6 protein-coding genes are annotated in these 14013 nt (G+C 73.0%); 3 read left to right on the forward strand and 3 right to left on the reverse strand.

Annotated elements, in window-relative coordinates; all coding sequences use genetic code 11:
- Positions 1-42: 42 nt before the first annotated feature.
- The 3 genes from ACWDGI_RS03760 to ACWDGI_RS03770 form a co-directional block, all read right to left on the reverse strand.
- On the reverse strand, positions 43-1590 hold the full coding sequence (locus tag ACWDGI_RS03760) for an alpha/beta hydrolase (RefSeq protein ID WP_450754961.1): 1548 nt from the start codon (positions 1588-1590) through the stop codon (positions 43-45).
- A 154-nt stretch (positions 1591-1744) separates the two neighbouring features.
- The gene (locus tag ACWDGI_RS03765) at positions 1745-3286 is read right to left on the reverse strand and encodes an alpha/beta hydrolase (RefSeq protein ID WP_450754963.1); all 1542 of its coding nucleotides are present in this window, start codon (positions 3284-3286) and stop codon (positions 1745-1747) included.
- 128 nt (positions 3287-3414) lie between these two features.
- On the reverse strand, positions 3415-6210 hold the full coding sequence (locus ACWDGI_RS03770; protein ID WP_450754965.1) for a lysylphosphatidylglycerol synthase domain-containing protein: 2796 nt from the start codon (positions 6208-6210) through the stop codon (positions 3415-3417).
- Positions 6211-6371: 161 nt separating this feature from the next.
- Here ACWDGI_RS03770 and ACWDGI_RS03775 point away from each other — a divergent pair, with 161 nt between their 5' ends.
- From ACWDGI_RS03775 to ACWDGI_RS03785, 3 genes are all read left to right on the forward strand, one after another.
- Entirely contained in the window at positions 6372-6758 is a 387-nt protein-coding gene (locus ACWDGI_RS03775) for an MGMT family protein (RefSeq protein WP_450754967.1), read from the forward strand.
- A gap of 266 nt (positions 6759-7024) precedes the next feature.
- Positions 7025-10366 (forward strand): ATP-dependent helicase, encoded by a 3342-nt coding sequence (locus ACWDGI_RS03780; RefSeq protein WP_450754969.1) that lies wholly within the window; start codon positions 7025-7027, stop codon positions 10364-10366.
- 51 nt (positions 10367-10417) lie between these two features.
- Positions 10418-14008: a UvrD-helicase domain-containing protein gene (locus ACWDGI_RS03785; RefSeq protein WP_450754971.1), complete on the forward strand. Its 3591-nt coding sequence runs from the start codon at positions 10418-10420 to the stop codon at positions 14006-14008.
- Positions 14009-14013 lie beyond the last annotated feature (5 nt).

Raw genomic sequence — 14013 nt, forward strand, 5'->3', positions numbered from 1 at the left:
GGGGGTTTCGGGCGCGGCAGGCGCCCGGAGCCCCCGCCTTCGTCATGAGCAGACCTTGCCGTCCTTCGGGACCGTGCCGTCCAGCAGGTAACCGGTAACCGTCGAGTCCACGCAGTCGCTCCCGCGCCCGTACGCGCCGTGGCCCTCGCCCTTCCAGGTCAGCTCGACGCCGACGCCCTTGCCCAGCTCGTCGGCCATTCGCCGGGCGCCCTCGTACGGGGTCGCCGGGTCGCCCGTGTTGCCGACCAGCAGGATCGGGGCCGAGCCCGGGGCGCTCACCTCCGGGGTGTCGTACTCCCCGGCCACCGGCCAGTCGTGGCACCAGCCGGCCGTGTCCCAGCCCAGGAAGTCGCCGAAGACGGGCGAGATCTTCTCGAAGTCGGGCAGCAGCTTCTTCGTCTGGGCGAGCGTGGGCCGTTGCCTGTCGTCCAGGCACGATATGACCCGCTGGGAGTGGGCGGTCGTGCCGTAGTGCCCGGAGGAGTCACGTTCGTTGTACTGGTCCGCGAGCGACAGCAGCTCCGAGCCGTCGCCGTCCTCGGCCGCCTGGAGCGCGCTGGTCAGCGTCGGCCAGCTGTCCTGGCTGTACAGCGGCAGGACGATGCCGGTGACCGCGAGGGTCTGGGTCAGCTTCCGCCCGGAGGAGGTCGCGAGCGGCTCGCTGTCGAGCTTCTTCAGCAGGGCGGCGATCTTCTGCGAGCCCTGTTCCGGGTCCTGTCCGGTGGACTTGAGGTAGTCGTCGAGGGCGCGCTGGAACCCCTCGGTCTGGTTCTTCGCGTGGCCGACCGAGTCCGCGGTCGGGTCGACCACCGCGTCCAGGATCAGCCGCCCCACCTTCTTCGGGAACAAGTGGGCGTAGACACCGCCCAGTTCGGTGCCGTACGAGATGCCGAAATAGTGCATCTCCGTATCACCGAGCACCTGGCGCATCAGATCCATGTCCCGGGCCGTGTCCGTCGTCGAGACGTGCGCGATCAGCTCGCCGTCCGCGGTCTCACAGCCCTTGCCGAAGGCGGCGGCGTCCTTGAAGTACGCCGTCTCCTCCGCCGCCGTGTCCGGGGTGGCGTCGATCGACTCGGCGGACCGCATGTCCTTGTCGCTGCGACACCTGATCCCCTCACTGGCGCCCACCCCGCGCGGATCCCAGCTCACCAGGTCGTACCGCTCGCGCAGCGAGGAGACGGTGGTGGCGTAGTACGGCATCATCGAGACGCCCGAGCCGCCGGGACCGCCGAAGTTGAACAGCAGCGAGCCGATCCGCTTGCCCGAACCCCCGCTCGCCTTCGCCCGGATCAGCGCCACCCCTATGGTCTTCCCGTCCGGCTTCGCCCAGTCCAGCGGCACCTTGAGGGTCGCGCACCGCCACTCCCCACTGGGCGCGGCGGAGTCCGAAGTGGCTTTGCAGCTGCCCCAGTCGAGCTTCTGGGAGGTGAGGGAGGAGGGCAGGGCGGCAGAGGCGGTGGAGGCCGGTGACGGCTGTTCGGACCGTGTCTTTCCTTCGTCCCCGCCCCCGCCGGACGACCCGCCGCCGCACCCGGCCACGAGCAGCCCCGCGGCAACAGCGGCCGCCCATCGTACGAAACGCAACATGCGCGCACACCCCCCTCACAGGCTCTCCGCAGGTTCGTCGCGGAAAGCGGTCAGGTCATAGTAGGCGGATCGAGCGAAGGCTGTTGCGGCCTGTGGATAACCTTTTGACCTGCGACTTCTTAGCTCCTCGGCCGGTTTCTTGGCTCCTCCGCGCTCACGAACAGACCGTGCCGGCCTTCGGTACCTTCCCGTCCAGCAAGTAACCGTTCACGGTCGACTGCACGCACTTGTTCTTGCTGTCGTAGGCCCCGTGCCCCTGCCCCTTGTACGTCAGCTCCACCCCGACGCCCTTGCCCAGCGACTCCACCATCTTCTTCGCGCCCTCGTACGGCGTGGCCGGGTCGCCCGTGTTGCCCACGACCAGGATCGGCGCCGACCCGGGCGCGCTGACGTCGGGATGGTCGGCGGCGCCCGGCACCGCCCAGCTCGTGCAGCTGACCATGCCCCACGCGAGGTAGTCGCCGAACAGCGGGGACGCGGCCCGGAATTCGGGCAGCCTCTGCTGGACGTAGTCGGCGGTGTACCGAGGTTTCTCGTCCGCGCAGTTGATGGCGATGTTCGCCGCCGTGATGTTGCTGTACTCGCCGTTCTGGCTACGGCCGTTCATGGAGTCGGACAGCAGCATCAGGATCTTCCCGTCGCCGTCGTACGCCTCTTCGAGTCCCTCGGTGAGGTACTCCCAGAAGTCCTTGGAGTACAGGGACTGCGCGATGCCGTTGGTGGCGGCGGTCTGGGTCAGCTGTCGGGGGAGGATGCCGGGAATCGGCTTCGTGTCGAGGTCCACGAGGAGCTTGGCGATACGGTTCTTCACGTCCTGCGGGGTGTCGCCGATCGGGCACTCGGCCTTCTTGGAGGTGCAGTCCTCGGCGAAGTTGTCGAGCGCGAGCTGGAAGCCCTTGGCCTGTCCCAGCGAGCTCTGCTCGGGGTTCTGGGTGGGGTCGATGACGCCGTCGAGGACGGCCCGGCCCACGTTCTTAGGGAACAGGTGGGCGTAGACACCGCCGAGTTCGGTGCCGTAGGAGATGCCGAAGTAGTGCAGCTGCCTGTCGCCGAGGACCTGGCGCATGAGGTCCATGTCGCGGGCCGCGTCGGTGGTGCGTACATGCGGCAGGATCGTCTTGGAGTTCTTCTCGCAGGCGGCGTTGAACTGCTTGGTGCGGTTGATCAGCTGGGTGCGCTCGGTGCTGGTCTCGGGCGTCGCGTCCTGCTGGAAGTAGTTGTCGAGCTGTTCGTCATTCTCGCACTCGACGGGGTCGCTGCGGCCGACTCCGCGCGGGTCGAAGCTGACGAGGTCGTAGCGGGTGCGCAGGGCCGCGTAGTCCTCGCCGAACGCGGGGAGCGTGGTGACGCCGCTGCCGCCGGGCCCGCCGAAGTTGAAGATCAGGGAGCCGATCCGCTTGCTCGCGTCGCCGCTGGCCTCGGCACGGATCAGTGCGAGACCGATGGTGGCGCCCTTCGGCTTCGACCAGTCCAGCGGCGCCTTCATGGTCGCGCACTGCCAGGCGGCGCCACCGGGCAGCGGCGAGGGGATGCCGCCACCGCCCTCGGCCTCGTCGGGGGCCGGGCAGGCCTTCCAGTCCAGCTTCTGTGCCGCCAGATCCCCGTCCTTGGCGCCGTCGCTGCACCCGGCCAGCAGGGAGGGCAGCATCAGGGCGGTGACCAGGGCGGCGACACGGATCCGGAAGGGGTTCGGCATGCTCCCATCCTGAGGTCGCACGCGACCACGCGCGCGGGGCGCGAGCCGTACGAGGTACGACCCCCGGACGCCCGTGGCGCATCCGGTGCGAGCGGGAGCGTCTCGTGCCCCCGGCGCCGGCGCCTGGGCTAGAGCGCTCCCTTGCGGGACAGGTGGTTGAAGGCCAGCCAGCCGGGCAGGACCGGCAGCCACAGGGTCAGCAGCCGGTACAGCAGGACGGCGGGGGCCGCGACCTCCTTGGGGAGGCCGACGGCGATCAGGCCGACGGTCAGGGTCGCCTCGACCGCGCCGACTCCGCCCGGGGTCGGCGCCGCGGAGCCGAGCGCGTTTCCGGCGAGGAAGACGACGGCGACGCTGGCGATGCTGAGCGAGGAGCCCTCGTTGCCGAACGCGCGGATGGAGGCGTCCAGGCACATCACGAAGCAGGCGGTGAGCAGCAGCATGCCGCCGATGCCGGTGACGAGCTTCTGCGGCCGCTGGAGCACGTCCAGCATGCGCGGTACGACGCCCGCGAAGAGCGACCGCACCCGCGTGGAGACGAATTTCCGCAGGAACGGCACCGAGGTCACCACGAGGACCAGTACGGCTACGGTCAGCAGACCCGCGATGACGGTGCGGGACGGCGACAGCGACGGCGTCTTCTCGGTGCCGGTCAGGTAGCCGAAGGAGAGCAGCATCAGGATGTGGCAGCCGAGCCCGAACAGCTGCGAGGCGCCGACGCTCGCCACCGCGAGGCCGGGGCGCACACCGGCGCGCTGCAGGAAGCGTGTGTTGAGGGCGACGCCGCCGACCGCCGCGGGCGCCACGATCTTCACGAACGACCCGGCGACCTGCGCCGCCACGGTCCGCACGAACGGCACCCGTTCGGGCACGAACCCGAGCAGCGCCATCGCGGCGGCGACGTAGCTGACCGCCGAGAACAGCACCGCGGCGATCACCCAGCCCCACTGGGCGTTCGCGACCAGGGGGCCGAACTCGATGTGGGTGAGCTGGGTCAGCAGGTAGTACGCGCCGATCGCGCCGGCGATGAGGCTGATCAGCGTGCGCGGCCGGACCCGCTCCAGGCGGGCCGGCTCGACGGGCGCCTGCGGCCTGATCTTCAGCACCTGGTGCCGGATCTGGGTGAGCAGGTCCTCCTCGCGGGCCTCTTCCAGCGCGTCGTCCAGGGCCCGCTTCTCGGCCCGCTGCTCGGCGCGCACCGTCTTCTTGTCGGGTTTCTCGGCCTCCTCCGCACGGGCCTGCTTGGCCTGCCGGGACGCCTCCAGGACCGCGTCGCGTTCCCGCTGGGCACGCTCTCTGGCCAGTCTTCGCAGCGTCGCGCGCGTGGAGCGGGTGAGCGCGATCGGCTGGAGCATCGGCAGGCAGTCGGCGACGGCGTCGGGCCCGAGGACACCCACCGCCGAGGCCACCGCCCGCTCGGCGCCGACCCGCAGGCCGAGCGTGGTGACGAGCTGGGCGACGTCCATGCGCAGCAGCAGCTCGCCGGCCGCGATCTCACCGCCGCGCAGATCCGTGAGGATCACCTGGCCGGAACGATCCACCAGGATGGCGTCACCCGCGAGTCTGCGGTGCGCGATCCGGCGCGACTGCAGCGCCTGTACCTGGTGCCAGGTGTTGCGCAGCAGTTCGTCGGTGATCTCCTCGTCGGCCAGCGAGTCGAGGGTGCGGCCGCCGGTGTGCTCGTAGACGAGCATGACGGCGTCCGGGCCCAGCTCGGAGGTGGCGATCAGTTTGGGCGCGTTGGCACCGGCCGCGATCGCCGCGTACGCCAGCAGCGCCTCCTGCTCCAGGGCCTGGCGCAGCGACTGGAGGCTGGAGCGGGTGGCGAAGCCGCGCAGCGTCAGGTTGCGCCACGCGCGGTAGAAGAAGCCCTGGGCCTGCTGCTCCCGGTCGACGACCGTGACGTCCAGCGGCGGCCCGTCCTCCAGGGTGACGAAGTAGCGCCGGCCCCGGTCGCCGTTCTCGGTGTCCAGGGCCTCCTCGCGGGCCGCGCCGACCGGGTGGAAGCCGACGTGCCGCAGGCCCGCCAGCAGGGTCCGGCCGGTGGGGCGGACGTTGGGGGAGCCCACCGCGTAGAGCGTGCCGTAGGCGACGGTCCAGCCGATCAGCACCGTGAGGATGATCGAGAAAGGTGTCGTGTAGCCGGTGACGAGCATGGAGAACGCGTCGAGCAGCAGCACGATCCACAGCACCGAGCGCCATCTCGGCCGCCGGGACATGCCGACGGCCGTCATGTAGGCGATGACGGGCGCGAGATAGCCGTGCACCGGGTCGGTGAGGGCGTGGATGTCGCCGGGGGAGGGCTGGGTGAGCGCCTCCTGGATCGAGCCGGGGGCGGCTCTGGCCACCCACAGGTCGGTGGCGAGGGTCACACCGTGGGCGAGGACGGCCGCGAGCACGCCGTCGGCGATGCGCAGCCCGTCCCGCTTGATCAGCCGCTCGATCGCGAACGCGACCGGCACGAGCAGGATCGCGATGCTGGAGGCCAGACCCGCGATCTTGATCAGCAGGTCGGGCGCCTGCCCGGTGCCCTTGTTGATGTCCTGTTCGAGCCCGGAGGTGGTGCCGTGCGCGAACGCGGCGATGCCGAGCAGCACGGCGATGGCGAGCACGCCGACCAGAAGACGCATGAGGTCGGAGGGGCGGTGCACGCGCGCGGGGAGCAGCGGTTCGTCGCCCTCCACCTCGTCCGTGTGGATCTCGTCCGGCACGTGTTCCGCCTCGGGGGCGTCGGGGGAGGCGTCGGGTCCGACGGCGGGGGACGGGTGTCCGGCGTCCGGTTCCACGGCCTCCGCGCGCGCGGATTCCGAAGGTACGGTGCCGGATTCGGCCGCGTCCGGGCGTGCGGCGGCGTCAGGGGTGCCCGCCGCTCCGTCGGGGTGCACGCCCTGCTGCTCGGTCGTCTCTTCTTGATCTCGTATCACCAGTCACCGCCCGCACGATGGTGGCATGCCCCACCGACACACGAGGGCATCAGGGTGCAGATGCGGGGGCGCACAGTCTGCCCCAAGCGCCGCCCGGGGGCGAGACGGCGACCTGACGCGGACCGCGCGGGTTGTCGGTGGGGTGCGGCAGGATGGGACGAATGAGCGAGCAGAGCCTGCCCGAGGGCACCCGAGAGGGGTACGCGGACGAACTGCCCGAGTACGCCGAGCGGGTCCTGGAGGTCGCCGAGCGGATTCCGCCCGGGCGCGTGATGACGTACGGCGACGTCGCGGAGTGGCTGGAGGAGGGAGGGCCACGCCAGGTGGGGCGGGTGATGTCCCTCTACGGCGGCTCCGTCCCCTGGTGGCGGGTGGTGCGCGCCGACGGGGTGCTGCTGCCGGGGCACGAGCTGAGCGCCCTGGACCACTACCGCGTGGAGGGCACCGCGCTGAAGGAGGCGGGCAGGGCCGCGGAGGGCCATCTGCCGCGGCTCGACATGAAGCGGGCGCGGTGGGACGGCGACGCGGACTCGGGGGCTCACACTTGACAGCTTCCGCCATCCGAGGCCCTCGGGGGGAACCAGTGGCCCGTTCGAGGGACATCGGGGACGTCCGTGGCATGACGTACGTTCGTGGGATGTGGGGTGCGCGTGCCACGAGTGCCGCCCGAGGCGGATGGGAAGAATCGGAAGCTCTGCTTCCGTCCGGTTCGTCGGCGTAGCGTCGGCTGCGCGGGTCCCGCTCACCCCACGGCCACCGCACTGCCCGCGCGACCGCGAGCCAACCAGCACACCCACCAGGACCGGCGAACCACGTGAGCTCCTCTTCCTCCACCAGGCGCCTGTCGCACCCCCAGGTGCGACAGGGGACCCGTGGCGCTTACCGACTGGTGCGGACCCCGCCGGCCGACACGGATCCCCCTCGTCTGGACGCCGCACAGCGCGCCGTGGTTGACCACGCGGCCGGCCCGCTGCTCGTGCTCGCGGGCCCGGGCACCGGGAAGACCACCACCCTCGTGGAATCGGTGGCCGCGCGGATGGCCCGCGGCGGGGACCCCGAGCGGATCCTGGTGCTGACGTTCAGCCGCAAGGCCGCCGTCGAACTGCGCGACCGGATGGCCCTGCGCGTCGGCGCGGCCCGCGCGCCCCGGGCGACCACCTTCCACTCGTACTGCTACGCCCTGGTCCGTGCCCACCAGGACAGCGGCCTGTTCGTCGACCCGCTGCGGCTGCTCTCCGGCCCCGAGCAGGACGTCACCGTCCGGGAGCTGCTGGCCGGCCAGGCCGAGCTTGAGCGGCTCGGGCTCGACCCGGTGCGCTGGCCCGACGAACTGCGCGCCTGCCTGACCACCCGGGGCTTCGCCGACGAGGTCCGCGCGGTGCTCGCCCGCAGCCGCGAACTGGGCCTCGACCCCGCCGCCCTGGACGCCTTCGCCCGCCGTATCGGCCGCCCCGACTGGCGGGCCGCGGCCGCCTTCCTCGCCGAGTACCTCGACGTCCTCGACCTCCAGGGCGTCCTCGACTACGCCGAACTCGTGCACCGCGCGGTGCTGCTCACCCAGCGCCCCGAGGTCGCCCTGGACCTGGCCGGCCGCTACGACGCCGTGTACGTCGACGAGTACCAGGACACCGACCCCGCCCAGGTGCGGCTGCTGCACGCCCTGGCCGGCGGTGGCCGCACGCTGGTCGCGTTCGGCGACCCGGACCAGTCGATCTACACGTTCCGGGGCGCCGACGTGAACGGCATCCTGGACTTCCCGTCCGCCTTCGCGCGCGTGGACGGCCGTCCCGCCCCGGTCGAGGTACTGCGCACCTCCCGCCGCTCCGGCGCCGCCCTGCTGGCCGCCACCCGCCTGCTGACCCAGCGGATGCCGCTGACCAGGCTGCCCGCCGACAAGGTGCGCGCCCACCGCGAGCTGGCCGCCGCGCGGGACGGCGGCGCCGTCGAGGTCTACACCTACCCGACGCCCGGCACCGAGCTGGACAACATCGCCGACATCCTGCGGCGCGCGCACCTGGAGGACGGCGTGCGCTGGAGCGACATGGCCGTCCTGGTGCGCGCCGGGTCCAGCACCATCCCGACGGTCCGCCGCGCCCTCACCGCGGCCGGCGTACCCCTGGACATCGACGGCGACGACGTGCCACTGCGCCACGAACCGGCGGTGGCCCCCCTGCTGACGGCGCTCAGGGCGGTGGCCGAGGCGGAAGCGGCACACCCGGGTGCGGCGACGGTCACCGACCAGTCGAGCTCCAGCGGGGACGAGAGCACCGAGGCAGCCCCCTGCTGGCTGGGCACCGAGACGGCGCTCACCCTGCTCGCCTCCCCTCTCGCCGGCATGGACGCGGCCGACCTGCGCCGCCTCGGCCGCGCCCTGCGCGACGAGGAACGGGCGGCCGGCAACGCGCTGCCGCCGCCCTCGGACGACCTGCTCGCCCGGGCCCTCGCCGAACCCGAGCGCCTGGCCGTCCACGACCCCGGGTACGCGCGCGGTGCGCAGCGGCTCGGCGCACTGCTCCAGAAGGCCCGGGAGCGCCTGGCGGGCGGCGGTACGGCCGAGGAGGCGCTGTGGGACCTGTGGAACGGCACGCCGTGGCCCTCGCGCCTGGAACGCGCCGCGCGGCGCGGCGGCGCCGCCGGCCGCAACGCCGACCGTGACCTGGACGCCGTGTGCGCGCTGTTCGCCACCGCCGCCCGCGCGGAGGAGCGCAGCGGCGGCCGGGGCGCGCTGAACTTCCTTGCGGAGATCGAGGCCGAGGACATCGCCGCCGACACCCTCGCCGGGCGCGCGGTACGCCCCGACGCCGTCCGCCTGCTGACCGCGCACCGCTCCAAGGGCCTGGAGTGGCGCCTGGTCGTCGTCGCCGGCGTCCAGGAGGGCCTGTGGCCCGACCTGCGCCGCCGCGGCTCGCTGCTGGAGGCCGACCGGATCGGCCGCGACGGCCTGGCCGAACCGCTCACCCCGGGCGCGCTCCTCGCCGAGGAGCGCCGCCTGTTCTACGTCGCCGCCACGCGCGCGCGTGAGCGCCTCGTCATCACCGCGGTGAAGGCCCCCGCGGACGACGGCGACCAGCCCTCCCGGTTCCTCACCGAACTGGGCGCCGAGCCTCAGGACGTCACCGGACGGCCCCGCCGCCCGCTCTCCGTGGCCGCCCTGGTCGCCGAACTGCGCGCGACCACGGTCGACCCGCGCGCGTCCGACACGCTGCGGGAGGCCGCCGCCCGGCGGCTGGCCCTGCTGGCCGCGCTCGCCGACGAGGACGGCCGCCCCTTGGTGCCCTCCGCCCACCCCTACCGCTGGTGGGGCATGTTCGAGCCGACCGAGAGCAAGGTGCCGCTGCGCGACCGCGACCAGCCCGTCGTGCTCTCCGGCAGCGCCCTCGACCAGCTCGCCAACACCTGCAGCCTGCAGTGGTTCCTGGGCCGCGAGGTCAAGGCCGACGCGCCCGCCACCACCGCCCAGGGCTTCGGCAACGTCGTGCACGTCCTGGCCGACGAGGTCGCCTCCGGACGCACCCCCGCCGACCTCGCGGTCCTCATGGAGCGCCTGGAGTCGGTGTGGAACGCGCTCGCCTTCGACGCCCCCTGGAAGTCGGCCCAGGAGAAGGACAACGCGCGCGTGGCGCTCGAACGCTTCCTGAAGTGGCACGTCCTGGACCGCACCGCACGCACCCCCGTGGCCAGTGAGCAGGACTTCGACGTCAGCCTCGAAGCGGGCGACTACGAGGTGCGCATCCGCGGCCAGATGGACCGCGTGGAGACGGACGGCGACGGCCGGGCCTACGTCGTCGACTTCAAGACCGGCAAGCAGGCCCCGAGCGCCGCCGAGGTGGCCCGGCACCCGCAGCTCGCCGTCTACCAGCTCGCGGTCCGCGAGGGCGCCGTGGACGAGGCCTTCGACGGCGTACGCCCCGAGGCCGGCGGCGCCGAACTGGTCCACCTGCGGCAGGGCGCCGCCCGGCGCGACGGCGGCGAGACACTGCCCAAGGTGCAGGCCCAGGAGCCGCTGGAGGGGGAGTGGGTCGGCGACCTGCTGGCCACCGCCGCCGGCAAGGTCCTCGACGAACGGTTCACACCGACCACCGGCCAGCACTGCACGCACTGCGCCTTCCGGGCGTCGTGCAGCGCGCGACCCGAGGGACGCCACGTGGTCGAGTGACGTACGACGCCCGTCCCACGGTTGTCAGTGGTCCCCGTTAGCCTCGACGGCATGCCCGCCCGCATCACCGACCCCGAGCAGCTCAAAGAGCTCCTCGGCATCCCGTTCACCCCGGAGCAGACGGCCTGCATCACCGCGCCGCCCGCCCCGCAGGTGATCGTGGCCGGAGCCGGGTCGGGCAAGACGACGGTGATGGCGGCCCGTGTGGTCTGGCTGGTCGGCACCGGACAGCTGGCCCCCGAGCAGGTCCTCGGGCTGACCTTCACCAACAAGGCGGCCGGCGAACTCGCCGAACGCGTCCGCAAGGCGCTCGTCAGGGCGGGCGTCACCGACCCCGATGTCATCGACCCGGACAACCCGCCCGGCGAGCCGGTCATCTCGACGTACCACGCCTTCGCGGGCCGGCTGCTGACCGACCACGGCCTGCGCATCGGCCTGGAGCCGTCCTCCCGGCTGCTCGCCGACGCCACCCGCTTCCAGCTCGCCGCCCGGGTGCTGCGCGAGGCCCCCGGTCCCTATCCGGCCCTCACCCGCTCCTTCGCCGACCTGGTCGGCGACCTGCTCACCCTCGACTCCGAACTCGCCGAGCACCTGGTACGCCCCGAGGACCTGCGCGCCTGGGACGCCGGACTGCTGAACACCCTCGCGGGCGCCAAGCTCGGCAACGCCGACCTGCGCAAGGTCCCCGAGACGGCCGCCGCCCGCCGCGAACTGGCCGAACTCGTGCTGCGCTACCGGACCGCCAAGCGCGAGCGGGACCTGCTCGACTTCGGCGACCAGATCGCGCTGTCCGCCACGCTGGCCCGCATCCCCGAGGTGGGCCGGCTGCTGCGCGACGAGTTCCGGGTCGTGCTCCTCGACGAGTACCAGGACACCTCGGTGGCCCAGCGGGTGCTCCTGGCGGGCCTGTTCGGCGGCGGCACCGGCCACCCCGTGACCGCCGTCGGCGACCCCTGCCAGGCCATCTACGGCTGGCGCGGCGCCTCCGTCGCCAACCTGGACGACTTCCCCGACCACTTCGCGCACCCCGACGGGAGCCCCGCCACCCGCCAGGCGCTCAGCGAGAACCGCCGCAGCGGCGGCCGCCTCCTCGACCTCGCCAACGGCCTCGCCGAACCGCTGCGAGCCATGCACGCGGGCGTGGCGGCCCTGCGCCCGGCCCCGGGCGCCGAACTCGACGGCACGGTCCGCTGCGCCCTGCTGCGCACCCACGCCGACGAGATGGACTGGATCGCCGACTCCGTCGCCCACCTCGTCCGCACCGGCACCGCACCCGGCGAGATCGCCGTGCTGTGCCGTACGGCGACCGACTTCGCCGAGATCCAGGGTGCCCTTGTCGCGCGGGACGTCCCCGTCGAGGTGGTCGGGCTCTCCGGGCTGCTGCACCTGCCCGAGGTGGCCGATCTCGTCGCCGTCTGCGAGGTCCTCCAGGACCCCGGAGCCAACGCCTCCCTGGTCCGGCTGCTGACCGGCCCGCGCTGGCGCATCGGCCCCCGCGACCTCGCCCTCCTGGGCCGCCGTGCCCGGCTGCTGGTGTCCCACGCGCGCGTGGGCGACGCCGACGACCCGGACCGCAGGCTCGCCGAGGCCGTCGAGGGGGTCGACCCGGCCGAGGTGATATCCCTCGCGGACGCCCTGGACACCTTCCTGGAGCTGCCGCTGGACACCGAGCGGCAGGACGACGGACTGCCGTTCTCGCCGGACGCGCGCGTGCGCTTCGCCCGCCTGGCCACCGAACTGCGCGAGCTGCGCCGCTCCCTGTCCGACCCGTTGATGGACGTCCTGCACCGCGTCCTCGCGGTCACCGGCCTGGAGGTGGAGCTGTCCGCCTCCCCGCACGCGCTGGCCGCCCGCCGCCGCGAGACGCTGTCCAACTTCCTGGACGTCGCCGCCTCCTTCGCGGCCGGCGACCAGGAGGCGACCCTGCTCGCCTTCCTCGGTTTCCTGCGCACCGCCGCCCGGTACGAGAAGGGCCTCGACAACGCCCTGCCCGGCGGCGAGAACACCGTCAAGGTGCTGACCGCGCACAGGTCCAAGGGCCTGGAGTGGGATGTCGTCGTCGTCCCCGGCCTGGTCAAGGGCACCTTCCCGAGCAGCCAGGGCCGCGAGAAGTGGACCGCCCAGGCCAAGGTGCTCCCGCACGCCCTGCGCGGCGACACCGACACCCTGCCGGACGTCGAGGCCTGGGACTCGCGGGGCATGAAGGCCTTCCACGAGGCCATGAAGGACCACCAGCACACCGAGGAGCTCCGCCTCGGCTACGTCACCTTCACCCGCCCCCGCTCCCTGCTCCTGGGCTCCGGTCACTGGTGGGGACCCAGCCAGAAGAGACCGCGCGGCCCCTCCGACTTCCTCCAGGCCCTGTACGACCACTGCGCCACCGGACACGGCGAGATCGAGGCCTGGGCCGACGAACCGGAGGAGGACGAGGAGAACCCGGCCCTGCACACGGCCGGTGCCGACCAGGTGTGGCCGCTGCCCCTCGACGAGGCCGCCCTGGCCCGCCGGCGCGCGGCCGCCGAGACCGTCCTCGCCCACCTGGACGCGCTCGCGGCAGGGGAGGACGGCCACCCGGCGGCCGGTCACGACCCCGCCACCCACGAGGACCCGGAGTGGCCCACGCCACCCGACGACGAGCCCGACCCCTACGAGGACGACTTCCCGGACGAGGACTCCGCCGACTGGGAATCCCTGAGCGCCGACCGACCCACGGTCCCGCACCAGGCGACGCCCGCCGAGCGCACGCCTCCTCGCACGCCGGAGCACGCACGCGTCCCGGAACCCGGGCACGCACGCGTCCCGGAAGCCGAGTTCGGACGGGTGACGGAGTCCGAGCACGCGCGCGGGGCCGGGTCCGAGCACGCGCGTGCCCCGGAGCGCACCCTCCTCACCCCCGAGGAGGCCCGCGCCATCGCGTCCTGGGACCGCGACCTCGACGCCCTCACCGGCGAGCTGCTGCGCGCCCGCCGGAGCGTCACCGACGTGCCCCTGCCGGCCGCGCTCTCCGCCACCCAGCTGATGCGGCTGGCCGAGGACCCGGACGGGCTCGCGCAGGAACTCGCGCGCCCCATGCCACGCCCTCCACAACCGGCCGCACGCCGGGGCACCCGCTTCCACGCCTGGGTCGAGGCGCGCTTCGAAGAGCTCACCCTGCCCATGCTGGACCCCGACGAGCTGCCCGGAAGCGACGCCGAGATCGCCGACGAACGCGACCTCGAATCCCTCAAGGAGGCCTTCGAACGCACCGAGTACGCCCACCGCACGCCCTATCGAGTGGAGGCCCCCTTCCAGCTCGCCCTCGCCGGGCGGGTCGTACGGGGCCGTATCGACGCCGTCTACCGGACCGGGCACGGCGACGAGGCGACGTACGAGATCGTCGACTGGAAGACCAGCCGCACGCGGCGTGCCGACCCGCTCCAGCTCGCGATCTACCGGATCGGCTGGGCGGAGCAGCAGGGCGTGCCGCCCGAGTCGGTCAGCGTCGCGTTCGTACACATCCGCACCGGTGAGGTCGAGCGACCGGGCGGGCTGCCCGACCGGGCCGCCCTGGAAAAGCTGATCATCGGACAGGCGGCCGGGCGGGCGGTCGGGCAAGCCGAGTGTGACGAACCGCCCGCCGAGGATGTCGGCGCGGGCCGATAGGCTCG

Source organism: Streptomyces sp. NPDC001220, from assembly GCF_053597895.1.